This window comes from Parasedimentitalea maritima (assembly GCF_005771405.1).
In the GTDB taxonomy this organism is placed as follows: Bacteria; Pseudomonadota; Alphaproteobacteria; order Rhodobacterales; family Rhodobacteraceae; genus Parasedimentitalea; species Parasedimentitalea maritima.
In genome coordinates this window covers 119,650-144,425 of record NZ_VAUA01000001.1, presented here as the reverse complement: position 1 = coordinate 144,425, position 24,776 = coordinate 119,650, and the positions used below count along the sequence as shown (strand labels likewise).

The 24,776-nt window shown below is 54.3% G+C and carries 25 protein-coding genes; 9 read left to right on the top strand and 16 right to left on the bottom strand.

Features of this window, described 5'->3' with window-relative positions; all coding sequences use genetic code 11:
• Positions 1-10: 10 nt before the first annotated feature.
• Positions 11-1,258, bottom strand: coding sequence for an MFS transporter (locus FEE96_RS00660; protein WP_138161064.1), 1,248 nt, complete (start codon positions 1,256-1,258; stop codon positions 11-13).
• A 158-nt stretch (positions 1,259-1,416) separates the two neighbouring features.
• Here FEE96_RS00660 and zapE point away from each other — a divergent pair, with 158 nt between their 5' ends.
• A complete protein-coding gene (zapE, locus tag FEE96_RS00655) occupies positions 1,417-2,484 on the top strand; it encodes a cell division protein ZapE (protein WP_138161638.1) in 1,068 nt (355 codons plus the stop codon).
• 5 nt (positions 2,485-2,489) lie between these two features.
• Here zapE and FEE96_RS00650 read toward each other — a convergent pair whose 3' ends face one another.
• The 4 genes from FEE96_RS00650 to FEE96_RS00635 all read right to left on the bottom strand — a co-directional run bounded on the left by FEE96_RS00650 (position 2,490) and on the right by FEE96_RS00635 (position 6,520).
• Complete coding sequence (locus FEE96_RS00650) at positions 2,490-3,173, bottom strand: peptidoglycan-binding domain-containing protein (protein WP_281278348.1); 684 nt, start codon at positions 3,171-3,173, stop codon at positions 2,490-2,492.
• Between the two features lie 56 nt (positions 3,174-3,229).
• Complete coding sequence (locus tag FEE96_RS00645; protein WP_138161062.1) at positions 3,230-4,504, bottom strand: bifunctional folylpolyglutamate synthase/dihydrofolate synthase; 1,275 nt, start codon at positions 4,502-4,504, stop codon at positions 3,230-3,232.
• 106 nt (positions 4,505-4,610) lie between these two features.
• The gene (gene accD, locus FEE96_RS00640; RefSeq protein ID WP_138161061.1) at positions 4,611-5,567 is read right to left on the bottom strand and encodes an acetyl-CoA carboxylase, carboxyltransferase subunit beta; all 957 of its coding nucleotides are present in this window, start codon (positions 5,565-5,567) and stop codon (positions 4,611-4,613) included.
• A 62-nt stretch (positions 5,568-5,629) separates the two neighbouring features.
• On the bottom strand, positions 5,630-6,520 hold the full coding sequence (locus FEE96_RS00635; protein WP_138161060.1) for a CPBP family intramembrane glutamic endopeptidase: 891 nt from the start codon (positions 6,518-6,520) through the stop codon (positions 5,630-5,632).
• Positions 6,521-6,834: 314 nt separating this feature from the next.
• Between FEE96_RS00635 and FEE96_RS00630 the strand changes: the two genes are divergently transcribed.
• Complete coding sequence (locus FEE96_RS00630) at positions 6,835-7,596, top strand: DUF6478 family protein (RefSeq protein ID WP_138161059.1); 762 nt, start codon at positions 6,835-6,837, stop codon at positions 7,594-7,596.
• Between the two features lie 11 nt (positions 7,597-7,607).
• Positions 7,608-7,985 (top strand): hypothetical protein, encoded by a 378-nt coding sequence (locus FEE96_RS00625; protein WP_138161058.1) that lies wholly within the window; start codon positions 7,608-7,610, stop codon positions 7,983-7,985.
• Between the two features lie 86 nt (positions 7,986-8,071).
• Here the strand turns inward: FEE96_RS00625 and FEE96_RS00620 are convergent, their stop codons facing one another.
• The 5 genes from FEE96_RS00620 to gpmI all read right to left on the bottom strand — a co-directional run bounded on the left by FEE96_RS00620 (position 8,072) and on the right by gpmI (position 14,006).
• Complete coding sequence (locus FEE96_RS00620) at positions 8,072-8,824, bottom strand: isocitrate lyase/PEP mutase family protein (RefSeq protein WP_138161057.1); 753 nt, start codon at positions 8,822-8,824, stop codon at positions 8,072-8,074.
• Complete coding sequence (locus FEE96_RS00615; protein WP_138161056.1) at positions 8,821-9,879, bottom strand: bifunctional transcriptional activator/DNA repair enzyme AdaA; 1,059 nt, start codon at positions 9,877-9,879, stop codon at positions 8,821-8,823. Before FEE96_RS00615 ends, FEE96_RS00620 begins: the two co-directional genes overlap by 4 nt.
• 141 nt (positions 9,880-10,020) lie before the next feature.
• Positions 10,021-11,352 (bottom strand): S41 family peptidase, encoded by a 1,332-nt coding sequence (locus tag FEE96_RS00610; protein ID WP_138161055.1) that lies wholly within the window; start codon positions 11,350-11,352, stop codon positions 10,021-10,023.
• Positions 11,353-11,358: 6 nt separating this feature from the next.
• Positions 11,359-12,492, bottom strand: a complete 1,134-nt coding sequence (locus tag FEE96_RS00605; RefSeq protein ID WP_138161054.1) for a murein hydrolase activator EnvC family protein — start codon at positions 12,490-12,492, stop codon at positions 11,359-11,361.
• Entirely contained in the window at positions 12,489-14,006 is a 1,518-nt protein-coding gene (gene gpmI / locus FEE96_RS00600; protein ID WP_138161053.1) for a 2,3-bisphosphoglycerate-independent phosphoglycerate mutase, read from the bottom strand. The genes FEE96_RS00605 and gpmI overlap by 4 nt, the downstream gene beginning before the upstream one ends.
• 269 nt (positions 14,007-14,275) lie before the next feature.
• Between gpmI and FEE96_RS00595 the strand changes: the two genes are divergently transcribed.
• Positions 14,276-14,740 carry a DUF1203 domain-containing protein gene (locus tag FEE96_RS00595; protein ID WP_138161052.1) on the top strand — a complete coding sequence of 155 codons (465 nt, stop codon included), beginning with the start codon at positions 14,276-14,278 and terminating at the stop codon, positions 14,738-14,740.
• A 900-nt stretch (positions 14,741-15,640) separates the two neighbouring features.
• Here FEE96_RS00595 and FEE96_RS00590 read toward each other — a convergent pair.
• Positions 15,641-16,132 (bottom strand): DUF6428 family protein, encoded by a 492-nt coding sequence (locus FEE96_RS00590; protein WP_138161051.1) that lies wholly within the window; start codon positions 16,130-16,132, stop codon positions 15,641-15,643.
• A gap of 84 nt (positions 16,133-16,216) precedes the next feature.
• On the opposite strand from FEE96_RS00590, the gene FEE96_RS00585 reads away from it, so the two are divergent.
• Complete coding sequence (locus tag FEE96_RS00585) at positions 16,217-16,543, top strand: ArsR/SmtB family transcription factor (RefSeq protein WP_138161050.1); 327 nt, start codon at positions 16,217-16,219, stop codon at positions 16,541-16,543.
• A gap of 37 nt (positions 16,544-16,580) precedes the next feature.
• Here FEE96_RS00585 and FEE96_RS00580 read toward each other — a convergent pair whose 3' ends face one another.
• On the bottom strand, positions 16,581-17,510 hold the full coding sequence (locus tag FEE96_RS00580; RefSeq protein WP_138161049.1) for an ABC transporter ATP-binding protein: 930 nt from the start codon (positions 17,508-17,510) through the stop codon (positions 16,581-16,583).
• Positions 17,511-17,581: 71 nt separating this feature from the next.
• Between FEE96_RS00580 and FEE96_RS00575 the strand changes: the two genes are divergently transcribed.
• Both FEE96_RS00575 and FEE96_RS00570 read left to right on the top strand, forming a co-directional pair.
• Positions 17,582-17,758, top strand: a complete 177-nt coding sequence (locus tag FEE96_RS00575; protein WP_138161048.1) for a zinc-finger domain-containing protein — start codon at positions 17,582-17,584, stop codon at positions 17,756-17,758.
• On the top strand, positions 17,755-18,432 hold the full coding sequence (locus tag FEE96_RS00570; RefSeq protein ID WP_246079237.1) for a TIGR02117 family protein: 678 nt from the start codon (positions 17,755-17,757) through the stop codon (positions 18,430-18,432). The genes FEE96_RS00575 and FEE96_RS00570 overlap by 4 nt, the downstream gene beginning before the upstream one ends.
• Before the next feature lie 225 nt (positions 18,433-18,657).
• Here the strand turns inward: FEE96_RS00570 and FEE96_RS23650 are convergent, their stop codons facing one another.
• Positions 18,658-19,227: a hypothetical protein gene (locus tag FEE96_RS23650; protein ID WP_212744719.1), complete on the bottom strand. Its 570-nt coding sequence runs from the start codon at positions 19,225-19,227 to the stop codon at positions 18,658-18,660.
• On the opposite strand from FEE96_RS23650, the gene polA reads away from it, so the two are divergent.
• Both polA and FEE96_RS00560 read left to right on the top strand, forming a co-directional pair.
• Positions 19,195-21,999, top strand: a complete 2,805-nt coding sequence (gene polA, locus FEE96_RS00565; RefSeq protein ID WP_138161047.1) for a DNA polymerase I — start codon at positions 19,195-19,197, stop codon at positions 21,997-21,999. The two genes, FEE96_RS23650 and polA, sit on opposite strands and share 33 nt — an antisense overlap.
• A 570-nt stretch (positions 22,000-22,569) precedes the next feature.
• Positions 22,570-22,941 (top strand): hypothetical protein, encoded by a 372-nt coding sequence (locus FEE96_RS00560; RefSeq protein WP_138161046.1) that lies wholly within the window; start codon positions 22,570-22,572, stop codon positions 22,939-22,941.
• Between the two features lie 32 nt (positions 22,942-22,973).
• On the opposite strand, the gene FEE96_RS00555 is transcribed toward FEE96_RS00560, so the two are convergent.
• The 3 genes from FEE96_RS00555 to FEE96_RS00545 form a co-directional block, all read right to left on the bottom strand.
• Complete coding sequence (locus FEE96_RS00555) at positions 22,974-23,210, bottom strand: DUF2798 domain-containing protein (protein ID WP_138161045.1); 237 nt, start codon at positions 23,208-23,210, stop codon at positions 22,974-22,976.
• A gap of 93 nt (positions 23,211-23,303) precedes the next feature.
• Positions 23,304-24,056, bottom strand: a complete 753-nt coding sequence (locus FEE96_RS00550) for a hydroxypyruvate isomerase family protein (RefSeq protein WP_138161044.1) — start codon at positions 24,054-24,056, stop codon at positions 23,304-23,306.
• A 126-nt stretch (positions 24,057-24,182) separates the two neighbouring features.
• A complete protein-coding gene (locus tag FEE96_RS00545; RefSeq protein ID WP_138161043.1) occupies positions 24,183-24,764 on the bottom strand; it encodes a DUF1285 domain-containing protein in 582 nt (193 codons plus the stop codon).
• Between the last annotated feature and the right edge of the window lie 12 nt (positions 24,765-24,776).

Sequence of the window (24,776 nt, the reverse complement as noted above, 5' to 3'; positions counted from 1 at the left end):
TCCAACCCAATCAGGCAGCCGCTGCCGCAACCTCTTGTTTTGGGTTTTCCCGGATCGGCAAATGCACGATCGCACTGAATGCACCGATACCCACGCCAATCCACCAAACCATAGTATAATCACCATAGATGTCATACATCCGGCCACCCAACCATACACCCAGAAAGCTGCCCAGCTGGTGGCTGAAGAACACGATGCCATACAACGTCCCCATGTAACGCAGCCCATAAAGATGCGCGACCAGCCCTGACGTCAGTGGCACAGTCGCCAACCACATCGCCCCCATTGCCACCGAGAATATGATCACCGACATTGGCGTGATAGGCATCATGATGAAAACAGCGGCTGCAATCGTCCGGCCAGTGTAAATCCCAGCCAACAGGTATTTCTTGGAGTAACGTTTACCAGCCCAGCCGGCCAACAATGTGCCACCAACATTGGCCGCACCAATCAGCGAGATTGCAATCGCGCCCAGCGAAGAGGTTGTTGTGATACCCAGACTGTGAAGCGCCCCTCCGGGAAGGATTGGGCCGCACATTTCAGTGATAAAGGCGGGAAAATGCGCGGTGACAAAGGCCAGTTGGTAGCCGCAGCTGAAAAAACCCAGAAAAATCATCGTATACGAAGGATCCTTAAAAGCCTTGAGCAGAATTGCCCCCATGCTTTCTTCCAGTTCAGCCTTTGACGCCACCTCTGGCGCCCGCATCAAAGGCAAGGTCAGGATCAAAGCCAAAATCACCCCAGAGAAAACCAAAAACACCTGCTGCCAGCTGATAAACCCCAGCAGCCATTCGGCGGTTGGCGCACCAAAAATCTGCCCTGCCGAGCCTGCAGCGGTAACAATTGCCAGCGACATCGAACGATTATCGTCAGAACTGGCCCGTCCCACCACTGCCAAAATCACGCCAAAGCCCGTACCGGCAATGCCAAATCCAACCAGCCACTCATAGCTTTGCATTTCAAAGGCTGTGGTCGCCCCGGCACTCAACACCAAACCAGCGGCATAGATCAGTGCACCCAATACGATGGCTTTCCGGTCACCGATTTTCTCGGCAACAGCGCCAAACAGCGGTTGGCCAATCCCCCAAGCCAAGTTTTGGATCGCAATTGCCAGCGAAAATTCACTGCGCGCCCAGTTGAATTCTTCGGCGATTGGAATCTGGAACACCCCAAAAGACGCACGCACAGCAAAGCTGACCATGATAATCACGCAGCCGACAATCAAAACCGGTGTAAATAGAGGGGCCTGCCGCTGCATGGGATTCTCCTGTTAAGCGTCCGGCGACCCTATCGAAGCCAGCCCGTCTACTCAAATCAGGTTTTTTGCGGTCATGTATTAGAATAACTGATGTGACAGAGGTGGTGGATAAAGTCTCAGTGCTTTTCAAGGTTTCCGAGGCGCGCTATGGCTGGCTGATGACAAATTTGACCACGCTCTATACCGATAAGATTGCCAAGGGTGAATTGCGCCCGGATCCCGCGCAAGAGGCTGTGCTGCCACAATTCGACCGGATCAGTGACGGGCTACAGGCGGAACCGATCAAACGCGGGTTGTTCCGACGTGCGACACCGCCCCCTCCTCCCAAAGGGCTGTATCTGTGGGGCGGCGTAGGTCGCGGCAAGTCAATGCTGATGGATCTGTTTGTCGATAGTCTGGGCGACATTCCGGTGCGGCGGGTGCATTTCCATGCCTTCATGCAGGAAATTCATGCAGCTATGCACGAAGCGCGCCAAAACGGGGTCGAAGATGCCTTGGCCCCAGTTGCTGCTGACGTGGTCGCCAGCGTCCGTGTGCTGGCCTTTGACGAAATGCAGATCAGTGACATCACCGATGCAATGATTGTTGGACGTCTGTTCGAGGCACTATTTGCCGCGGGTGTGGTTGTTGTCACCACATCAAACAGAGTGCCGGATGATTTGTACAAGGACGGATTGAACCGCCAATTGTTCCTTCCGTTTATCGCACTGATCAACGAAAAGATGGAACCCTGGGAAATGGTCAGCCCGACCGACTACAGGCAGGACCGGTTGCAGGGGTCGCAGGTCTATTTCACCCCTACCGGACCTGACGCCAGCACCGCAATCCAGGCAATCTGGCAGGATTTGAGCGGTGGAACCGCGGGCCCACTCGTACTAAAAGTAAAAGGCCGCGATCTGGTACTCCCTGCCTTTCGCAACGGCGTAGCAAAGGCAACATTTTATGACCTCTGCGGCAAGATGCTTGGCCCTGGCGACTACCTGGCCATTGCGGCTGAGGTGAAGGTGTTGATTCTGGAAGACATTCCCAACCTTTCGCGCAGCAATTTCAACGAAGCCAAACGCTTTGTCACCCTGATTGATGCACTGTACGAGGCACAGGTGCGACTGATCTGCTCAGCCGCCTCTGCGCCAGAAATACTTTATGTCGAAGGCGAAGGTACATTTGAATTTGAACGCACCGCCAGCCGATTGCGCGAAATGCAGGGAGAAGACTGGGGGGCATAAACCAATCATTCCTCTTTACGTTTGTTGATCGCTTTCCGCTCTGACTTTAGAAACGCGGTCGTGGAACTCAATTTTTTTTCGACTGCATCCATACTGGCAAGAGCCTTATGAACATTTGGCGAAATGTTGGAACTACCAAAGGAAATGACTTGCTTGTGTATTTTCTCGCATTCCTTGACTAGTTTAGCTGCATTTTTTGGGTTTTTAAGCAACTCTGCGTCGAACTCTGCTTGCCGATCAATCACCGCATCAACGTAACCATCAATTTCAACCCAAAGTTTTCGGTTGTCACGAATGGATTTACTCGCAATGGCGACCTCTTTCGATGCGACTTTTGCCAAGTTGGCGATAGCTTCCTGCATCTTTTCGTAGCTGGCTACATTTTGCCTGTTTAGATCAGTTACCTCTTTGAAATGTTTCTTTTTCTGGGTGAAATCTGGAACCGTCATTTCGGGCAGTTTTCCACCGAATTTGATCGAAGCCAACGTATAGCTGCCAGCTTTCCCATCCGCCTTTAATCCATATTTCTTTTGAAAGACCGTGACCGCTTTTTCTGTGATGGGGCCAAATATCCCATCCACCGCGAGCTTTGGCTTTGCGCCTGCCTTGTTCAAGTTGGTCTGTAAGTCCTTAACACCACTCCCCTTGGAGCCTTTTTCAAACTGGCCATTTTCCCTCCAATACCACAAATTCAATTGGAGGGAGAGTGCGGGGAGATCTCGATTCGTTCAAGAAACGCCATGTGTCAGCCATTTTCGCGCAAGATTGCGCCTGCCAGATACAACGAACCACAAATCAGTACTCGGGCTTGTGGGTCATTGGCGATGATGGTGGCCAGCGCAGCGACAGCGTGTTCAGCCGTTGCTGTTGTCAGCCCAACCTTCACAGCGGCTGCGGCTGTGTCTTCTGCGGACAATGTGTTAGCTTCATCCGGGATCGTGATTGCTGTGAGGCTGTCAGCATGGTCAGCAAGCGGGCGCATATAGCCGGTCACATCTTTGGTGTTCAGCATACCGCAGATCAAATGTGTTGGACGCTTGGGCAGGTTGGCGAGCACCTCTGCCAACGCCAGACCAGCGGCGGCGTTATGGCCTCCGTCAAGCCAAATCTCGGCCTGTGGCGCTGACTCGACAAGTGGTCCGGATTTTAACAGCTGCATACGGGCGGGCCAATTGGCATCTGTCATTGCGGCCTCACAGGCCACCTCGTCCGCGCCTAGGTGACGTAGGGCTGCCAGTGCCGCGCCGGCGTTCTGAACCTGGTGGGCCCCAAGCAACGCAGGCATTGGTAGATCCAGTAACCCGTTTTCATCTTGGAAGACCAGACGTCCGTGTTCTTCGTATACGTGCCAGTGTTGACCATGGGCAATCAATGGCGCGCCAAGACGGGATGCCGTGGCCTCGATGACATCCATAACTTCTTCGGGTTGCGGGCCAACCACACAGGGCACTCCTCGCTTGATAATACCCGCCTTTTCAGCGGCAATCTTGGCCAGCGTATCACCCAGGAACTGTTCATGATCGAACGAGATCGGGGTGATGACGGTCAGCTCGGGTTTGTCGATGACATTGGTGGCATCCAACCGCCCGCCCAGCCCCACTTCAAGCAGGGTGTAATCCGCTGGAGTTCGGGTGAAGGCCAACAGCCCCGCAACCGTTGTGATCTCAAAATAGGTGATGGTTTCACCACCGTTCTTCTCATAACACTCATCTAATATTTCGGTCAGGTGCTCTTCGCTGATCAGCTCGCCTGCCAAACGGATACGCTCGTGAAACCGTGCAAGATGCGGCGAGGTATAGGCGTGAACAGATTTACCGCTTCCCTCTAGCCCGGCGCGGATCATCGCCTGAGTTGAGCCTTTGCCATTGGTACCTGCCAGATGAATGACGGGAGGAAGCTTCTCCTGAGGATTATCCAATGCCTCTAGCAACCGCCAAACCCGACCTAGTGTAAGATCCATCAGCTTGGGATGCAGCGCCATCATACGTGTCAGGATGGTGTCGGAAGAAGTATGTGGCATCGGAGTCTATTCCCTGAGACAGGTCACTTATGTAAAAACCGCCCGCCATTTCAGGCAGGCGGCAATTGCAGGTGCTATGTCCCGCAGATAGTGCTGGCTAACCTATTTAGGTTGCGTCAGCTTTGTCTTCTGCGGCGTCCTGCACATCATTTTCGGCATCTGCAACCGCATCGTCCAACTGTTCCGGTGCCGGAAGGTCGCCAACAACCTGCGGCGATTGCCCCATCAACATGCGAATGATCGTCACCAGTTCCTTGCGCATTTCGGTGCGTTTGGTCACCCGATCCAAGATACCATGATCCAACAGATATTCAGCGCGCTGGAAGCCTTCAGGCAGCTTTTCACGGATGGTCTGTTCAATCACACGTGCCCCGGCGAAACCAATCAAAGCGTTGGGTTCGGCAATATGGACATCGCCCAACATCGCATAAGACGCCGTTACACCACCGGTGGTCGGATGGGTCAGCACCACGATATACGGCAAGCCCGCCTGCTTCAGCATCTGCACCGCAATGGTGGTACGTGGCATTTGCATCAGGCCCAGAATGCCTTCCTGCATTCGCGCTCCGCCTGCAGCAGAAAACAGAACTAAGGGGCGTTTGAGTTCCACCGCGCGTTCGGCAGCAGCCAGAATGGCGTTTCCGACGTACATGCTCATGGATCCACCCATGAACGAAAAATCCTGGGCTGCGGCAACAATTGGAGTGCGACCAATTTCACCTTCAACCACCAGCATGGCTTCTTTTTCGCCGGTCTTTTTCTGTGCCGCTTTCATCCGGTCTGGATAGCGTTTCTGGTCGCGGAACTTTAGCGGGTCTGCCACCGGTTCGGGCACATCAATTTCAACAAAAATGCCGCCATCAAACAACGCATCAAAACGCGCACGCGGAGTGATCGCCATGTGATGATCGCAGTTGGTGCAGACATTCAGATTGTCGCTTAGCTCACGGTGAAACAACATGGTGCCGCACTCAGAGCATTTCTGCCACAAGTTCTCGGGGACTTCACGGCGCGAAAAGATCGAATTGATCCGCGGCCGGACGTAATTGGTAATCCAGTTCATGATCCAGGCCTCTGCTGGGACGATTTGTGCACTCAGATAAGGCCCCTTGCCGGTAAATGCAATCAGCGGCGTATCGCAAGTCGCGCAACCAGCCACCCAATGAGCATCAGTGCAAAGTCAACGACCATCCAAGGCCTGAGCGCCTGAACATCTGACATCTCGTAGGGCAGTAGGTATAGGGCCAGCCCATTCAGGCTAGTTGGCGAGGCAAACAGGACAAGAGCTGTTAGGTTATTGAAAAAATGTACGGCTATTGCCGGTCCGAGTGTCCCGGAACGAGCAGTAAGATCAGCCATGAGGAGGCCAAACAACCCAGCCCAAACTGCAATTATTAGTGCATTTTCACCTGCTTCGGCGGGCAAATAGTGACCTAAGGCAAACAATGCCGACGGCAGAACCAGCCAAATCATAGGATGACTAAACCGCGCGGCCACGGCTTGCTGGATATATCCTCGAAACAAAATTTCTTCGGCACTTGTCTGGATTAGTAATGCCAACAATGACAGGGGCAGCAGGGCAAGCCAGGTCAAGGTCGGTAAGTTGGACACCATAGGGGCATCCATTTGATACGGCGGCAACAGCATCAGGACCACAAACAACGCCAAGAGAAAAAGACTAACCCGAACAAATTGAGAGATCAGCAGACGCGGCACTCCGGTGATGCTCGTCAACGAACGGTATTGCAGCAATCGCGCCGCTACCGCCACTCCAACAGTGATAAAGCCAAATCCCCCCAGCAATGCTAACATGGCAGCCGGGTTGGACCCATCTTGCAAGCCGGTCACCCAATCGCCTGAAAAAGTCCCCAACAGCACCGAGTACATCGCTGACGACAGCAAATACCCGACGATCACCACCACAACCAAACCTGCGATTAGCCGCCACAGTTGTGGATGGGTCCGCGCATTGAAAACAAGAGCCTCATGTGCTGCGTAGCGAAGACTAGGCCGCATTACAGGTCACTCGGAACTAGACTCAGTACGATCTTCGAAAAAGTCGGGTATCTCGGTTGATGCACTCGCGGAAGTGAAGTCATGATCTACCCCTGTAGAAAAAGTCGTCCAATTGAAACAGCGACCGTTTTGTTGACGGTATGCACCTACAGGTACAAATTCAAGACAGTGCCCCTCTTCCTGTCCACAAACATAGAGGGCCCCAATTGCGAAGCAAAACATTGCAACAAAAGCGAATTGCCGGTTTGGGTTACAAACGTTACATTGCAAGTAAATGCAGGGCAAAATCGCCCGCTGAACAATTTGAGGGCATCATGGGCAGGATACTGGACCGGCTGTTACACCGACGTGCCTTGCGCCATTGGCGTCGGGATGCACATCTGGCCGATCACGCCCCATTGAGTGACTTGCGAAATCAACGCAACCGCGCCCATCAATTGCGTGCTCATCTAAATCAGCTGCTGCATGTGGCCGAAGGTCGGCTGGCGCTGCCACAAATCGGATCATCTTACTTTTCCAAGCCTCAAGGCACTGACTGGTCCTGGCGGCCTGCCTTATGGCGAGGCCCATTGCCCGAACCCGGTATTTCATCTGTTCCCTCTAAATCCAAGTTGGGCGATGAGGTGCAGTTGTTCCATGATTGCACCTATTCCGAACTAACCCTGCGCCAGTTGCGCAACACCCGCGAACAAGATCTGGCCCCCTTCGGCCTGCGCATGGATGTGTTTCAATTTGACGGATCGTTTCTGTCACTGGTCATCGAATTGCCGCCTGAAGCTGCTGCGGACATGACCCGCCAGCATCTGCTACGTATCGACACCATAATCGAGACCGAAAAAAAGCAAGAAATATTTGCCCGCCTGAACATCAAGCATGGACCAAACACGGAACAGCTGGTTAGAGAATTGCCGTTAAACGAACAAAGCGTCATGGTCGAGTTCGATCTTGCCTATTCACGTCTCAACGAAAAGCGGATCGAAAAAATCTGGCTCGATCTGATTTTTGAATCTCCCGATATGAATCAGGTGATCCTGCGCGACCTTACCTTCTCGCGTCATCTCCGCGCCGCCATCTGAGGAGTCCAAATATGAGTGAGCTGATCCTAACTAAAATTCACTTTGGCAATGGCCTGTGGGAGGGCAAAATTAGCAATGTGCCTGACACCGGCGCAAAGCCCGACATTCAGGTGCGATATCTGGACCAACTGGTGGAGGGCGTGACTGTTAAAGAAGGTAGCAGCGGTACTGAATGGGATTTACAAGTACCGGTACCTAGCCATGCTGTGGCAGACGGCGTGCATAGTTTTCTGATCCAAGACGGTGCAACAGATACGAAGCTGGGCAATTTCACCTTGATTGCCGGTGAAACCGCTACTGACAACTTGCTCGCCGAGGTTGAGCTGTTGCGTGCCGAACTCGATATGCTGAAACGCGCCTTTCGTCGCCATTGTCTGGAAACCACTTAGCAGCACAATTCGCAGAACATCCCCTCTTTAACGGCAGCCGATCTGCCCTGTACTCTCGAGGCAGATCGGCGGACCCGCAGGCCAATTTAGTCTAACGCTTGAAACCTGTCTGTGATCGCCTGCATTGCGTCAACAAACGGCTGTGGGCCATAGCTGGCACGGGCAACCCCTGCTTTTGCGACTGCTTGCCGTGTCATTGTATCACCGCGCATCATCACATTGACCGGCAGCGGACTGGCCTCACAAAACTGCGCGATCAGATCCAGATCCGACAGCCCCGGCACAAAGAAACCACTGGCGCCAGCTGCGGCAAAGGCCTGTGATCGCTGCACCGCCTCGTCCAGCAAACCTCCATGCCTGCTGCTGTCACGCTCTTTCAGAAACAGATCGGTGCGAGCGTTAATAAACAGATCCGCACCAGCCGAACGAACGGCACGCAAGCGTTGGGACTGTTCTTCGATGCTGTACAACCCTGCACCACCAACAATCTGATCCTCGAAATTGATGCCAACTGCGCCGGTGCCAATCACTTGTGCAACATTGGCCGTGAGTTCCGCGCCACCGGCAGCATAGCCTCCTTCGAAATCTACGCTTAGTGGCACATCGACGCTTTGTGAAATGCGCGTGGCGATCTGCACAAGCAGAGACAGTGGAATTTGTTCGCCATCCCCATAGCCCTGCGCTCCGGCCACTGACCAACTGCCTGTGGCAACCGCTGCTGCGCCCGCTTTGGCCACAGCCATGGCACTGCCTGCATCCCAAATATTGTATAAAACCAGAGGGTTTCCTGATACATGTAGGGCGGCAAAATCCTGCGCCTTTTGCGATTGGGTTGTCATATTGCTCTCCTATAGCTCTGCTCTATCTCAATCAACCGTTGCTTGCGCCACAGCCCGCCGCCATATCCGGTCAGCGATCCATCGGCCCCCAGCACCCTGTGACAGGGCACGATCAGCGCCAATTGGTTGGTTCCATTGGCCCGCGCCACCGCCCGCACCGCCGAGGGCCGCCCGATGTCTTGTGCCAGTTGCGAATAGCTCCGTGTCTCCCCTGCAGGAATTTCCTGCAAAGCCCGCCAAACCTGCTGTTCAAATTCAGTTCCGTGTAGCGCCAGTGGCGTTGAAAACGATGCGTCCTTACCTGCAAAAAACTGACCCAGTTCCTCGGCAACTTGTTCAGTTGGTTCGGGACGCCCAAAGCCAATGCCACAGCTTGAACTCTTTTGCAGTTTTGCCAACTCGCATGGCAATGCCTTGCGGTCAATAAACTCCAACAGGTGCAGCGCGTGTTGGCAACTGACTGCGATCAAGGATCCCAGCGGCGTTTCGATCCAATCTGCCTGTAACAGTGCATCACGGCTAAATTGCCCCGGTGGCTTTCCGATCAAACGGGAAAAGGCCGCACGAAAAGCACTGGATGATTCAAACCCAGCATCTATTTGCGCGGCAATCACGGGATCCCCGGCACTGAGCGCGGTAAAGCCATCGCGTAGACGGCGCTGACGCGCCATCTCTAGGAAGGTCATGCCAAAATGGCGTTTGAAACTACGTCTCACAGTTGAAGCATCCAGCCCCATTGCCGCCATGTCGCCTTCAGACCAGCGATAGCCGGGACGTTCTTCGAGGGCTTGCAGCAACAGGTCGACAACGGGATCTGCTGCAGCCATAGGCGCCAGCGGGTGGCACCGTTTGCAAGGCCTAAACCCAGCATCAATGCAGGCCCCAACCGAACTATAGAACTGGCAATTCTCTGATTTGGGCTTACGCGCGGGACAGGTCAGTCGGCAAAAAATTCCGGTAGAGGTCACGCCCACATAAGCCTGCCCATCATAACGGGCATCGCGCGCCACGAGCGCGTCATACAGGGTGTTGGCATCGGGTAAATCAAACATCATGACACAGTGATAACCAATGCAGTCCCACTCCGTCGCCGGAAATCGGGCGTGAATGTAAATTGTGATTGTTTGTGATGGCCAGAAAAACAAAAAGGGCCGCCCCGATCAGGACGACCCCTTAATTGTAAAAACGTAACCTACTTATTTGGCCAGTGCAGACATGCCGGTCAAAATATCGATGGCGTAGGCCAACTGATAATCGTCTTCGCGCAGATCAGCCGCGGCTTCTGCTTTGGCGCGATCTTCCTCGATCTGACGAATCTCATCCTCGGACAGGCTGTCGTTGTTCAGGCTTCCACGCAGATCCGCCTCTGAACGGGTACGGCGAGCATTCTCGGCCTCGTCCTCTTCGCTGGCGGCAACACGGCGTGGCTGCTCGACAATAATGTCAGGCGAGACACCAAGTGCTTGGATCGATCGACCCGACGGGGTGTAATACCGCGCTGTGGTCAGGCGCATCGCACCATCGCCGCGCAATGGCATTACCGTCTGCACCAAGCCTTTACCAAAGCTCTTGGTTCCTACCACGATGGCCCGGCGATGATCCTGCAACGCACCAGCAACAATTTCAGAGGCCGACGCGGAACCGCCGTTGATCAGCACCACAACTGGCAAGCCCTCGGCCAAATCGCCCGGTGTGGCGTTGAAACGCTCGCCATCCTCAGGGTTACGACCACGCGTGGAAACGATCTCGCCGCTTTCCAGGAATTCATCCGAAACCCGGATTGCTTGATTCAGCAACCCACCCGGATTGTTGCGCAGATCCAGGATCACACCATTAACATTTTCTATGCCACCTGCAGCTTCAACCTGTTCCTTCAGGCCTGAAATCAGGTTCGGCGTCGTCTGATCATTAAAAGTCGAAATCCGCAGAACAACAGACGATCCTTCAGTGCGAGCGCGCACTGCAGTCAGTTTGATGGTGTCACGGATAATCGAGACGTCAAACGGCTCGTCCTCACCTTCGCGGACAACAGTAATGATGATTTCAGACCCCACTGGCCCACGCATCATATCAACCGCTTCGTCCAGCGACAGGCCCAGCATGCTTTCACCATCCACGTGGGTGATGAAGTCACCCGCTTCCATGCCGGCTTCATCCGCAGGAGTGCCATCCATTGGCGAGACGACTTTTACAAAGCCTTCTTCCTGCGTGACCTCGATGCCCAGACCGCCAAACTCGCCACGAGTCTGCACTCGCATCTGCGTTGCATCATCAGGTGACAGATAGCTTGAGTGTGGATCAAGCGAAGCCAACATGCCGCCAATGGCCGCTTCGATCAGATCGGTTTCATCGACCTCTTCAACATATTGCACGCGAATACGCTCAAAAATATCACCAAACAGATCCAGCTGTTCATAAACCGTCGCCGAGCGGGCGTTTTCCTGCGCCAGAAGTGGTCCCGCCACATAGGTGGTCGCAAGGATTCCCGCCAGCGTTCCGCCGACGGCTGCCATCGCAAACTTTCTCATATGCCTCTATCCATCCTTGTCGGTGCGGAACCAGATCTCCGGGTCCACGGGGCTGTCATTCAATCTAACTTCTATATAGAGCGTTTCTGTCCGGTCAGTTCCAGCCCCTTCACCGCTTAGTGACAATATCGCACCAACTTCTGGGGTTACACCGCCCATTAATCCCACCGGAGTGCCTTTTGGGATCACCTGCCCTGCCTCGCCAAACACCTCAGCCAGCCCGGACAGTACAAACAGCATGTCCGGCTGCGGCTCCAGAATCACCACATTGCCAAGATCCAGCAAGGGGCCGCGATAGCGAATCGTTGCCGCAGTGGGCGACGCAACCATTGCCCGCGGTCGTGCTGCAATGAGCAAACCGGGTCGCGAAATGCCGGCCGCGTCCTGTGCACCGTACCCACGCAGTACCAAACCCTGTACCGGCAGGGCGATCTCTCCACGTTGGGCAGTTATGTCCGCACTGGACTGGGCAATCTCTCCTTCAACAATGTTCGCCAGCCCGCTGGCAAACCCCTCCAATGTTTCGATTGAAGAAATCAGAATTGATGTGCGTACGGGATCGTAGGTAAACCGACGGGGCAAATCTGTGCGGTCAGCAATTGCAGTAGATAATGCCGCACGGGCCTGCTGAATACCTGCCAGACCAGTATGCAAGGTTCCAGCAGCGTTTTGCTGTAACAAGCGCAGTGTCTGCACTTCTTCCAGGTCCCGTTTCAACGCTTCGACCCGCGCCTGCAGCCCAGGAGTCACTTCGGCCAGCATCATTGCAGAGCGCGCCGATCCCAATGGCCCCGAAGGATGCAGCAACAAAACCGGCGGCGCTGAGGTTTCAATGGTCTGCAGGATACCCAACAGATCTGCCACCTCATCCTCGCGTGACCGCAACTGAGCAATCAGCTGTGTTTCGCGGCGCGCCACTCGGCGCAAACCATCGCGCATTGCACCCAGCCCGGCCTCATAGGCCTGTACTGTGTCTGTTAGCGCTTTGACCCTGTCACGGGCACTTTCGGCTGCTTGCAGCTGTACCGTCGCCGCTTCCAACTGATCACTTGCAGCGCGAGCTGCGCTCGCCGGGTCCTCGGCAGCAGCCGCAGCACCGCTCGCCAGGCATAAAAGCAAGACCGCAATGCGTTTCATCATGCCAACAGGCTCTTTCCAGTCATCTCAACAGGTTTTTCCAGCCCCATGAGTTCAAGCAAAGTTGGAGCAAGGTCAGCCAATCGACCGTCGCGCAGTGTTGCATCCTGAGGTCCACCAACCAAGGCCAAAGGCACCAAGTTTAGCGTATGCGCGGTATGCGGTTCACCGGTTACCGGGTCCACCATCACTTCGCAATTGCCATGATCCGCAGTCAACAACATAGCACCACCCACCTTGTTCAGCGCCTCAACGATCTGCGCCAATCCCTGATCCACCGCCTCGCACGCCGCCATAGCTGCCGCCAGATCACCCGTGTGACCCACCATATCCGGGTTAGCGTAATTGGTCACAATAAGATCATAACCCGCTTCAATCGCCTCAACAAACTTAGCAGTCACTTCGGGTGCCGACATTTCGGGCTGCAGGTCATAAGTCGCCACATCCGGTGATTTAGGCATAAACCGGTCTTCGCCCACCTCGGGTGCTTCTTTACCACCGTTCAGGAAGAACGTCACATGTGGGTATTTTTCAGTCTCAGCTAGTCGAAACTGACGCAACCCCTGTTTGGCAACCCATGCGCCCAGCGTATTGACGATTTCAGCCTTGGGATAGGCGGTCGTCATATAAGTGTTGTGGTCGTCCGAATACCCAACCATGCCAAGGAAAGCTGCCAGCTTTGGCCGTTTCCCAACTTCAAACGCTTCAAAGCCCGGCTGACCAATAGCCGCAAGGATCTCTCGTGCGCGATCAGCGCGGAAGTTCAGACAGAAAAATCCGTCACTGTCGCGCATCCCGGGATATTCACCAATTACCGTGGCACTGATGAATTCATCTGTCTCCGATCGTGCATAAGCTTGTTCAACCGCCGCCTTGGCGTCCATCGCTACGCGGCCTCCGCCGTTGATCATTGCAGTATAAGCCTGACTAACCCGGTTCCAGCGGTTGTCGCGATCCATCGCAAAGTAGCGGCCGGTCACACTGGCGATATCTGCTCCGTCTGGCAGCGCTGCTTGCAGTGTTTCAAAGTACTCCAACGCTGACTTTGGGGCCACATCGCGCCCATCGGTGATCGCATGCAACCAGACTGGCACACCGGCATCAGTCACTGCTTTCACCGCAGCCAAAATATGGTTGATGTGCCCGTGCACTCCACCATCGGACACCAGCCCCATCAAGTGCGCTGCACCGCCAGTGGATTTCAGCTTGGTGATAAAGTCCTGCAAGGCAGCATTTTCGAAGAAAGAGCCATCCTCGATCGCCAGATCTATCTGCCCCAGATCCATCGCCACAACCCGGCCGGCGCCGATGTTGGTGTGTCCAACTTCCGAGTTGCCCATCTGTCCGCTAGGCAACCCGACATCGGGCCCATGGGTAATCAACCGCGCCTGTGGTCCACTGGCCATAATTGCATCAAAGGTTGGTGTCTTGGCGAGATGCGGTGCATTCGCGACGCCCGGCTCACCACTGCCCCAGCCATCAAGAATACACAGGACAACAGGTTTCGGCGTGGGCATATCAAAGCTCCGGAGTTTGGATGTTTGTCAGCCTTTTACAACCTATCCCCGGGATGGTGAACAGCCCTTATGTGCCTCCCGCCTCCACACTGTGTTTCGTTCGCGGTTCAACGCAACCTACACCTGGCCCAAGCCAGGTGCCATGCCCAACGGGCCAGACCCCCATCAGGGGCCGATAACCGGCGGGAGCCTCTGTCGGATGCGCAACAAACGGGTCGCTTGGGACCACACGAATGCGCCAGTGTCAGGGCAACCAAAGGAGACATATCATGACCAAGTTCAACGCTTTGCCAACATCGCTCGTCCGCGCCCTGCAAAATGGTGGGCCGGATGCCCACGGACAAACACCAGAGCGCACCCTGTCCGATGGTGGTGGCAACCCCTGTCGCCACTGCCTTCAGTATATCCCAAAGGATGCGGAGATGCTGATACTGGCCCATCGCCCTTTTCCAACCCAACAACCCTATGCAGAAACTGGCCCTATTTTCCTCTGTGCGGATCAGTGCAAAAAGCACCAGGGCGACCAAACCCCCGAGATTTTTGAACGGTCACCTGACTACCTGATCAAAGGTTACAATCATGAGGACCGCATCGTTTATGGCACGGGTGTCGTGATTTCCAAGGTAGACATGTTAAGTCGAGCTGGTGACATTTTTAACGATGATCGAGTGGCCTACATCCATATCCGGTCTTCCCGGAACAATTGCTACCAAGCGCGGATCGACCGAGCGTAAAACGCTGCCATTATCAGACCCAAATCGCAGGTATCTAGCTGGAGAGAATTTCTCTTTGGCTACATTCTTTCCGGTGCTCGCGTCTCATCCTGAGTTTTGATTTTGATGACACCGGCACCGGACCTGTTCTGCTTTTTCTCCTAGGTTGGTACAGTACACTCGCGGCTTGGAAGGGTGTTCACCACTCACTTAAGGGGAATTATCGCCTGATCTCGACCAGCCAACCCGGTTTCTTTCAATCTTTGCCCGAGCAGGTTCAATAGTACTGCCGCCAGATAGCGGTTCCAACACGTTGTAAAAGAGGCCGGGCATTTCTTGATTTCAACTCATGCTCAAGAATGTGCCACTATTATTGCTTCACATATGGACACCCTGATCAGGATCTAAGGACTCACAGATCCAAAGGCTTGATCTTATCTGTCCAGGTCACCAGGTGATTCTGCTCGCATCGCTGTGTGAAATGTCTGCTGGAACGCCGCAACAGATATATAGCCGCCGCTTTGAATAGACCCCGCCGGAGGGCGTACCGGCACACGTCCTGATATGTAAAATGACCCATTACGCGAATTAAACCGCATACATTGGTTGTCCCAACAATTCCGGCCATCCTGAAGTTGGATTTGGGCACTGCCGCTTGCGTCTGCGCGTGTGGAATTGTTTGGGACGTCGCAAGCTGCGACGGCAAAGAATACTGGAACAATGCAAAGTGCTTTCATGTGGCCTCCGATCTGCCGGACTCCCTTGATGGGATGCGTCTCACCCTATGTGCCCGCACATTTGCCTGCCAGCAAGCATCAGCAGAACATATTTAAGTGTATGCGGCTCTCACCTGCACGCTTTTAAGGGTAGCCAATGCCTCCACTTGGCGAAAAGACGCAGCCAAGTGGAGGCATGACCCGTTTATGTACAGCAGGCCGATTTGGAGCTATTTGAACTGCAACACCCGTTGGCAGTTTCCACCGCTTTGCCCGCAGCAGCGGGCTTACACATAGCCTGCCCTTCAGTAAGCAAAACTTTGATCTTTGATGCGTCGGGTGTCAGCGCCTCTATCTGGTAGCGCCGAAGCCCTTTGTTTTTTAGTGCAAATTCAAAATACAAAGGCGCCTCACCCAGATGTTGTACCTTGGCCATGCTTTTGTCCGCTATGGCAGCAAACTTACCGACATTCATATGCTCTCCGGTTTGCCCATCTAACAGTTGGACATGCGTTTCACGCCAGTCATCGATGTTTCCACCACAATCGATACTCGTGATGAACGACTGTTTCAGTTCGGTCACGTGATAGCCACCGCCTATCTCACCCTCATTGGTTTCAAACACCAGCGGCGCATCTGCATCCTGTAGCTTAAGCAGAGTCACCACGCTGTTCAGCGTTGTTGTTTCATGTGTCATCGTGTACTTCTCCATGATATCTCAACGTTTCAAGTATTATTGAAATAATAGAGAGTCAACGAGTACTTCAATAGGAGTTGAAATATGGATGAGAGCCAAGTGATAGACGCGTTAGGCGCGCTTGCGCAGGAAACACGGCTGCGCATTCTAAGGTTTCTAGTTACCAAAGGCAGCGATGGCGCTTCAGCCGGAGAGATCGGCGAAGCCGTTGATGCTGCCTCGTCGCGGGCCTCTTTTCACCTGTCTACCCTTGCCAATGCCGGGCTGGTGACGGCAGAGCGTAAGTCACGCCACATCATCTATCGCGTCAATTTTGATGCTATGGGGAGCATGATTGGCTATCTGATCAATGATTGCTGTGGCAATCATCAAGATGTGATCGCGTGTTGTCCAACCCCCGACAAGTGTTAACCCGGCGAACTGTGCCGTGGCGCCTTCGCAATATGCATTAACGGGATGATGTCAGCGACAAGAACACATCTTCCAGATCGGCCTCTTCCGTTTTGACATCACGAATGGTGATCCCGGCTGACCGAACAGCCGCCAGAACTTGTTCGGCGCTGGTGGAATTGGTGTGATAACGCAGTACAACGGCGCCATCGCCGCGCAGCTCAGCAGCGATCCCTTCTGCGTCAGGCAAGGCAGACACAGGTGAATCTGGGTGCACAACCATGGCTTTGGCATCCAGTCGTCCCAATAGATTGGCCGTGCTGTCGCGTACAACCACTTCACCTTGGTTGATGATGGCGATCTCGTCACACATCTCTTCGGCTTCTTCCAGGTAATGAGTGGTCAGGATGATGGTCATTCCCTGCTCATTCAGCTTGCGGATATTGGTCCACAACATCTGCCGCAGCTCGATATCAACACCGGCGGTTGGTTCGTCCAGCACCAAAATATTAGGACGATGCACCAGTGCCTTGCCCAGCAGTAACCGCCGCTGCATCCCGCCAGACAGGGTACGAGCATAGGCCTCAGCTTTGTCCTCTAACCCGATCATCGCCAAAATCTCATCACTGCGACGTTCCGATTTAGGCACGCCATACAACCCGGCCTGCACCTCCAGCGCCCCACGGGGTGTGAAGAATGGGTCAAGGTTCAACTCTTGTGGCATTACACCGATAGCCGCCCGTGATTGGCGCGGATTGGTGTCCTGATCAAAGCCCCATATATCAACCTTGCCAGCGGTCTTGAGCACCAGACCGGCCAGAATGTTGATCATCGTCGATTTGCCCGCACCGTTGGGGCCCAGCAATCCAAACACCGACCCACGTGGCACCGTCAAATCGACGTTTTTCAACGCGTGTTTTTCAGGCTGACCACGTTTACCGCGATAGGTTTTGCTCAAACCTGTCAATCGGATTGCATCCTGTGTCATCGCAGCTCTTGCCCCCAGTTTTGCCTTAGCTCATAAAAGCCCCTAATGGATTAGCAAGAGGACTGCCAGCGATGACCATCCAAGCGCCGGAAACCAAAATCGTCGACAGCTATAAAGTTGTCTGTGACGGCAGCGAAGGCGCATTGGGTCATCCCCGCGTCTATCTCCAGATCCCCGAGGATCAGGGTTGGGTCGAATGTGGCTACTGTGATTGCAAATTTGTGCACAAGGATCACGCTGAAAAGTGAGGCACTGGGTCAGGCGACTGCTGACCTGGCCGCTGGCTGCCGTTGCACTTTATTTGTCGGCAGCTCTGATTGGTGCGATTGTTCCCGGCTCCTTGATCTCCGCAGCACAACAGGATGGGCCTGACACCGAGATCCTGCTGGTCGCAGGCCCAATTCACTATGATTTCCTGCTGCCACTCAACGCGTCCACCCGGGCGCGTTTTTCATTTTTGAACGACACAGGCCTGCCTTTGCAGCACCCAAATGCGCGATGGCTGGTTGTCGGCTGGGGCGCATACGACTTCTACACAACTGTCGGAAGTTATAATCAGATTTCCACAACGGCGGTTCTCAAGGGTATCTTTGGTGATCGATCGGTCATGAGGGTGGACGTTATTGGCGCTCTTAGAGACGACCTGAACCTGCCAGGGTTCACTCTGCACAGCGGAGAATACGCTGCTTTGACAGATGCCATTGCCGATAGCTTTAGCCAAGACCCAAACGGAGAGCCCCAGCCTATCGACTTTGCCGGTTTCAATGACACCGATCAGTTCTACGAAGCCAAAGGCCGGTTCAACATCCTGCGCACCTGCAACACATGGGTGGGCCGAATGCTACGCGCTAGCGGACGCAGATTTGGCGCTTGGACGCCGCTACCCTATTCGGTCACCCTGTCGAGATGGCTACACTGGTAGATTCAGTGGAACCACCAACACGTAAAAGGGGCAGGAAGATCCCCCCGTCCCTAATTGTAGCCAAGCTAGGGGAAACACTGTGGGAAACGCCTGTTACCCTAACCACTCTGTGCGCAAAACGTTTGGATACCGCTCTTCTTTTAGCCTATGAAGCGCGCGAGATTGGGACCCGTCCATGCCCGAAATTCGGTGGATACAGCTTCGAAGAAGCTGCCTGATCTTCGGTCAACCAATCAATACTTCGACAGCTCCGCATTCCATACGCGGTTGTCCATTTGGGCCCGTCAAAAACTGCAGTACGTTTTTGCCAGACCAAACGTGCAGGATTCGGTTTTCACTATCCTTGCCTCGGCCTATTACGGTACCTGTCAAATTATCTTGACTGTAAAAAAAGACATCTGCAATCATACCATCCGTGCATCGCAGTTTTGCGGTGCCCGTCCCAAGAATTCCTCCAGTGGTCCACCATCCATCACACTGGGCACCTGCGCTGGTAAGTCCCTTTAACCGACCAGCATCCCAACCTAGTGCGACACCATCAAAATACAGCCCAGATTCGCCAATACAGGCCAAGACCCGCACGCAGTTTTTTTGAGACCCAACGATATTTACACACTCAGATCCAACGTTTTCTGACGCAACCAAAGGCGCGTCACTAACCTCTTGAGCAACAGAAGATTGCCCAAATAGGCAAACTGCGACTGGAAGAACAAATCGGAACATGGCACTAACTCTTTCAGAAACGGGTTGGAGATAAATGACATGAGCAACAGTGAATTCGGCAAGGGATGCCATCTGCATCTGATCGACGGCTCTGCCTTTATCTTTCGCGCCTATCACGCGTTGCCGCCGCTGACGCGTAAATCCGACGGGTTGCCGATTGGCGCGGTTGCGGGGTTCTGCAACATGCTGCAGCGCTATGTCGAGGGCAACACTGGCCCAGATGCACCAACCCATGTGGCGGTGATTTTTGACCACTCGGGCAAGACATTCCGCAACGACCTGTATGACCTCTACAAGGCTAACCGCCCCCCTGCGCCCGAAGACCTGCGCCCGCAGTTTCCGCTGACCCGCGACGCCACCCGCGCCTTCAACATCGCTTGCAAAGAGGTCGAAGGGTTTGAGGCCGACGACATCATGGCGACGCTAGCCTGCCAGGCCCGGGACGCCGGTGGGCGCTGCACCATCATCAGTTCGGACAAAGACCTGATGCAGCTGGTTGGCGGCGGCGTTGAAATGCTGGATGCGATGAAGAACAAACGCATCGACCGCGACGGCGTGATCGAAAAGTTCGGTGTTGGCCCGGAACGCGTTGTGGATGTGCAAGCGCTGGCTGGCGATAGCGTCGACAACGTTCCCGGAGCGCCCGGAATTGGTATCAAGACTGCCGCTCTCCTGATCAACGAATTTGGTGATCTGGAAAGCCTGTTGGATCGCGCCGAAGAGATCAAACAGCCCAAGCGCCGACAGACCCTGATCGACAAGCGTGAGCAGATCGAAATGTCCAAAACGCTGGTACAGCTGGACTGCAACATGGAGCTGGACTTCACCATCGAAGATCTTGAGGTTCTGGACCCGGACCCTGAGGTGCTGCTGGCTTTCCTTGCGGAAATGGAATTCCGCACTCTGACCAAGCGGATGGCGGATCAGCTAGGGCAAGAGGCTCCGGTCATCCCCGAAGCCTCACCTCAGGCAGCCGAAGTTGCAGCCCCCGAAGCGGTTCCGTTTGATCGTGATGCATACACCTGCGTGACCAGTGCCGAAGAGTTGCAGCCTTGGATCGACCAGATCCATCAGCGCGGCTGGGTAGCTGTAGATACCGAAACCACAGGTCTCGATTCAATGGTTGTGGATCTCGTTGGCATCTCGCTTTGCGTGGAACCGGGCCAGGCCTGCTATATTCCGCTGACGCACCGCGAGGCTGCGGCAGATGATCTGTTTGGCAGCGACGAGCTGGCCAAGGATCAGATGCCAATTGTGCAAGCTCTAGCGATGTTAAAGCCCGTTCTGGAAGATCCAGCGATCATGAAGATCGGCCAGAACATGAAATACGACGCCAAGATTTTCGCTCGCCAAGACATCGCAGTAGCGCCGATTGATGACACCATGCTGATGTCCTACGCGTTGAACGGCGGCAAACATAATCACGGCATGGACACCCTGTCTGAACGCTATCTGGATCACACCCCAATCCCGATCAAACCGCTGCTGGGCACGGGTAAGTCCGCGATCACCTTTGACAAGGTTCCGATCAGCGATGCAGTGCCTTATGCGGCCGAGGATGCCGATATCACCCTGCGCCTGTGGCAACTGTTCAAACCACAGCTGCATCAGGAAAAAGTCACCACCGTTTATGAAACGCTGGAACGTCCGCTTGTTCCGGTTCTGACCAAGATGGAAATGGACGGCATCAAAGTCGACCGCGATACGCTGAGCCGCATGTCCAACGCCTTTGCCCAGAAGATGGCGGGGCTTGAGGCCGAGATCTATGAGCTGGCTGGCGAAACCTTCAACGTCGGATCACCCAAACAGTTGGGTGAGATCCTGTTTGGCAAGCTGGAGCTACCCGGTGGTAAAAAAGGTAAGACTGGCGCCTACGCCACTGGGGCCGATATTTTGGAAGATCTGGCCACCGAACACGACTTGCCAGCGCGAGTGTTGGACTGGAGGCAGCTGTCGAAGTTGAAGTCGACCTATACAGACGCGCTACAGGACCACATCAACGCCGACACTGGTCGTGTGCATACCTCGTACATTCAGACCGGCGCCAACACCGGCCGCATGGCCTCGTCCGATCCCAACCTGCAAAACATCCCGGTGCGGTCCGAGGAAGGGCGCCGCATCCGTGAGGCCTTTATTCCCGAAGACGGCAATGTGCTGTTGTCGCTCGACTACAGCCAGATCGAATTGCGCATTCTGGCCCATATCGCAGGCATCGATGCGCTGAAACAGGCCTTTGCGGATGGTATAGACATTCACGCGATGACCGCCTCGGAAATGTTCGGTGTGCCACTGGACGAAATGACACCTGACATTCGTCGCCAAGCCAAGGGTATCAACTTTGGCGTCATCTACGGCATTTCGGGCTTTGGTCTGGCCCGCAACCTGCGTATTCCAAGGGCCGAGGCGCAGGGCTTTATCGACCGTTATTTCGAACGCTTCCCCGGCATCCGCAAATACATGGACAACACCGTCGAGTTCGCCAAAGAACACGGCTATGTGCAAACGCTGTTTGGCCGCAAGATCCACACGCCGGAAATTGCCGCCAAAGGTCCCCGTGCCGGATTTGCCAAACGCGCCGCGATCAACGCACCGATCCAGGGCACTGCAGCTGACGTGATCCGCCGCGCGATGATCCGGATGCCGGATGCCATCGCCCACCTACCAGCTCGCATGTTGTTGCAGGTACATGATGAACTGCTGTTCGAAGTTCCCGAGAATGCTGTCGATGACACCATCGCCACCGCAAAATCGGTTATGGAGAACGCCGCTGATCCAGCGGTACATCTGGACGTGAAGCTGATCGTTGACGCAGGTCGTGGGGCCAACTGGGCCGAGGCGCACTAGACACTGGCATGGCCCTCGGGGACCACCAAACACTCCCGCGCCTGATTGGTGAACCGACTGCGCCGCTCACACCAAAACAGTCTTGGGCCAGGCACCGCGCCTTGCGCGGTGCTGTTGCGAGACCAGGCCAGCACATTGGTGTTTCGCTTCGCTCGGGATCCATTTCCTGACCTGTTGCACAGCCAGTTCCCGACCCGTTCACCAGGTTTGCAATTTGCCTACCATTGTGGGTCCTAACCGCAATTCCCCGCTGGATCTGACTTCAGAAGCATCAGGGCTCTATTGGACCGGGGCGCTATCGAGAAACACTACCCACTGCCCAGCCCATCTGCGCGGTACCGTGTCTCGCAACCAGTTTTTTGCAGCATTCCTTAAAAGCACTATCGTTAACGAAAGGGTTTCGACCTTCGTGATTCACCCACCTGTGCCGTAGGCGGCACAGGCTACGCCCAACGGAAAGAGTGCCTCTGCCAAGAGGTCGATGACGGGCGGGAGACCACCGTTGTCCCATTTTAAACACCTTGCGTGAACACAACCGCTGCGAAACTATAAAGTTGGGGGGCTTGAATCATGAAAAACCTGTTTGCAGTTGCCGCTGTCATTCTGACCACAAACCAACCAATTATGGCATTGGCTCAGATGGAACTGATCTATGTTTCATCCGAAGGTCATCAGTACAGATTCAGCAATAACTCAGATGGTGTCGTACTGGAATCGCTGTATCCGGTGGCACGTTTTACTGGCACCGGGGCAATGACACAGGTCATCACTGGCATCGAAACGCTGTATCTTGGGCGCGATTGTGACGCCTTTGCCAAAGTGCTTGGTAGCGGGACATGGTCTTGGGCAAATGGCGGCTTTGTTGTGGAGTTGGACGCGGGTAGAATTGGTTTTCCACGCCAGGAGATCGATGCCAATAATGGTCTTCGCTGCGCTATGTGATCAAGAGTGCAAGTCCCATATAACCTGCAAACCTAACTTTCGATGGGTTGTTTCACCAATTTCCCCACCAGCCGCCGCACCAGTGGCGCCACGACCAACACCACTGCAAATGCAATTGGCCAGCTAAAGCTCCACGATGCGACCCAAGATGAAAACATCGGGGCCTCAAAACCGAAATTCTTGATCGAAACCACCAGCGTCACGATACAAGACATAATTCCAGACAGGATAAGGCCAAACAGAATGGGAGCAAAACGAGCTGGGATCATGTCAACGTCTCATGGTTATCTGTGATGTATTTTCATATGCGATAAATGGAATGAAAAGACCAGTGCGTTGCTGCACAGCCCATGTGAATGCCGCTACGACATCCAGCCCAGACTGTCCTCGGTGCGCGCCGTTGATGGGTTATATTCTGCACTGACCCATCCGTCATAGGCACTTGCGTCGATAGCCGCGAACAGCGCGTCAAAATCAACCGGACCGCTGCCCGGCTCACTTCGGGATGGGGCCGCGCCAATTTGCACATGTACAGCGCTGGCAGAAAATTCGTCCCAAACCTTGGCCGCGTCACCGTGGATCAACTGGGCATGATAAGCATCATATTGCAGCCCCACATTAGGCCGATCCACAGCAGCTAAAACTTCGCGCGCCAGATTATAGTCATCCAGAAAATATCCAGGCTGGTCCCCGCTATTTAGCGGTTCGATGGTGAACTGCTGCTGTGGGGCTTGATCCGCAGCCCACTTCAGATTGCGGACAAAAGTCTGCTGGGCCGCTTCGCCCTTTTCATATCCTGCCATCACATGGATAATTCCTGGCCGCAGGACGTCTGCGTACCGCAACACTCGTCGAATATCGCGCTGGAACCGATCTTCACCACCTGGAATGGCAGCGTATCCCGGTTCACCACCCGTATAGTTCGGAGGCGGCGCATTGATAAGCAGCAGTTCCAAACCATTGGCCAACAGTGCTCGCTGTGTCTCCTTCGCCGCAGTTTCGTAGGGAAACAATATTTCTACAGCTTCGAACCCAGCGGCGGCGGCGGCCTGAAATCGATCCAGATAGGGCAATTCAGAAAACAAGAGCGAGATGTTGGCTGCGAATTTGGGCATCAGAAATCTTTCGCGGTTACGGTTGGCTCATCCGGAATTCAGCGACCGAATTGATCAATAACTGCCATACCAGTGTGAAAATGTAGTGTGAGTATTGGTTCAAATTTTGCATATCTGACCGGGCCGCTAAATGCCTTCCAGGTCTGCTGAAGGAATCACCGGGAAAAACTCTCCTGAAGACCAGAGCCCAAACCAGCCTTCATGATGTGCGCCTAGATCCACCAACCGGTAAAAACTTTTGCGATCTATCAACGCCTCAAGGTCTGCGCGGATCAACACATATGGTGACGGTTCACCAGTTTCAGAATCACGCACTACGCGGATCGGGTGATCTGCCCCTGCGACAGCTCTGTCACCAACATGAGTTTCGAATGTCAAAACCTGCTGATCACCATTGCCACTGCTTTCGAAATCCACAGCTACAAATGGGGCGTCATCAACGGTGATGCCGACCTTCTCAACCGGAGTGACAAGGAAGTATTTGCCGTCTTCACGTTTTAGAATCGACGAGAACAGTTTGACCAATTCGAAGCGACCGATCGGAGTACCAAGGTAAAACCAAGTGCCATCGCGCGCAATCCGCATGTCCAGATCGCCGCAAAACGGCGGATTCCACAGGTGCACAGGCGGTAATCCACCATTCTTGACAGCTTTAACCGATGCGGCGATGCCTTCGGCGGATGGACTCACGTCTTTTTGTTTGCTCATTACTTTTGCCAT

Bases quoted from the DNA above. Each gene is read 5' to 3' on its own strand.
- FEE96_RS00625 (WP_138161058.1), top strand. From the start codon at position 7,608: ATGAGTGAGCTGATCCTAACTAAAATTCACTTTGGCAATGGCCTGTGG.
- FEE96_RS00555 (WP_138161045.1), bottom strand. From the start codon at position 23,210: ATGATCCCAGCTCGTTTTGCTCCCATTCTGTTTGGCCTTATCCTGTCT.
- FEE96_RS00610 (WP_138161055.1), bottom strand. From the start codon at position 11,352: ATGAGAAAGTTTGCGATGGCAGCCGTCGGCGGAACGCTGGCGGGAATC.
- FEE96_RS00550 (WP_138161044.1), bottom strand. From the start codon at position 24,056: ATGCCCAAATTCGCAGCCAACATCTCGCTCTTGTTTTCTGAATTGCCC.
- polA (WP_138161047.1), top strand. From the start codon at position 19,195: ATGAGCAACAGTGAATTCGGCAAGGGATGCCATCTGCATCTGATCGAC.
- FEE96_RS00605 (WP_138161054.1), bottom strand. From the start codon at position 12,492: ATGATGAAACGCATTGCGGTCTTGCTTTTATGCCTGGCGAGCGGTGCT.
- FEE96_RS00645 (WP_138161062.1), bottom strand. From the start codon at position 4,504: ATGCCACATACTTCTTCCGACACCATCCTGACACGTATGATGGCGCTG.
- FEE96_RS00580 (WP_138161049.1), bottom strand. From the start codon at position 17,510: ATGACACAGGATGCAATCCGATTGACAGGTTTGAGCAAAACCTATCGC.
- FEE96_RS23650 (WP_212744719.1), bottom strand. From the start codon at position 19,227: ATGGCATCCCTTGCCGAATTCACTGTTGCTCATGTCATTTATCTCCAA.
- FEE96_RS00560 (WP_138161046.1), top strand. From the start codon at position 22,570: ATGAAAAACCTGTTTGCAGTTGCCGCTGTCATTCTGACCACAAACCAA.
- FEE96_RS00620 (WP_138161057.1), bottom strand. From the start codon at position 8,824: ATGACAACCCAATCGCAAAAGGCGCAGGATTTTGCCGCCCTACATGTA.
- FEE96_RS00635 (WP_138161060.1), bottom strand. From the start codon at position 6,520: ATGCGGCCTAGTCTTCGCTACGCAGCACATGAGGCTCTTGTTTTCAAT.
- FEE96_RS00595 (WP_138161052.1), top strand. From the start codon at position 14,276: ATGACCAAGTTCAACGCTTTGCCAACATCGCTCGTCCGCGCCCTGCAA.
- FEE96_RS00590 (WP_138161051.1), bottom strand. From the start codon at position 16,132: ATGACACATGAAACAACAACGCTGAACAGCGTGGTGACTCTGCTTAAG.
- accD (WP_138161061.1), bottom strand. From the start codon at position 5,567: ATGAACTGGATTACCAATTACGTCCGGCCGCGGATCAATTCGATCTTT.
- FEE96_RS00575 (WP_138161048.1), top strand. From the start codon at position 17,582: ATGACCATCCAAGCGCCGGAAACCAAAATCGTCGACAGCTATAAAGTT.
- FEE96_RS00660 (WP_138161064.1), bottom strand. From the start codon at position 1,258: ATGCAGCGGCAGGCCCCTCTATTTACACCGGTTTTGATTGTCGGCTGC.
- FEE96_RS00545 (WP_138161043.1), bottom strand. From the start codon at position 24,764: ATGAGCAAACAAAAAGACGTGAGTCCATCCGCCGAAGGCATCGCCGCA.
- gpmI (WP_138161053.1), bottom strand. From the start codon at position 14,006: ATGCCCACGCCGAAACCTGTTGTCCTGTGTATTCTTGATGGCTGGGGC.
- zapE (WP_138161638.1), top strand. From the start codon at position 1,417: ATGACAAATTTGACCACGCTCTATACCGATAAGATTGCCAAGGGTGAA.
- FEE96_RS00585 (WP_138161050.1), top strand. From the start codon at position 16,217: ATGGATGAGAGCCAAGTGATAGACGCGTTAGGCGCGCTTGCGCAGGAA.
- FEE96_RS00630 (WP_138161059.1), top strand. From the start codon at position 6,835: ATGGGCAGGATACTGGACCGGCTGTTACACCGACGTGCCTTGCGCCAT.
- FEE96_RS00615 (WP_138161056.1), bottom strand. From the start codon at position 9,879: ATGATGTTTGATTTACCCGATGCCAACACCCTGTATGACGCGCTCGTG.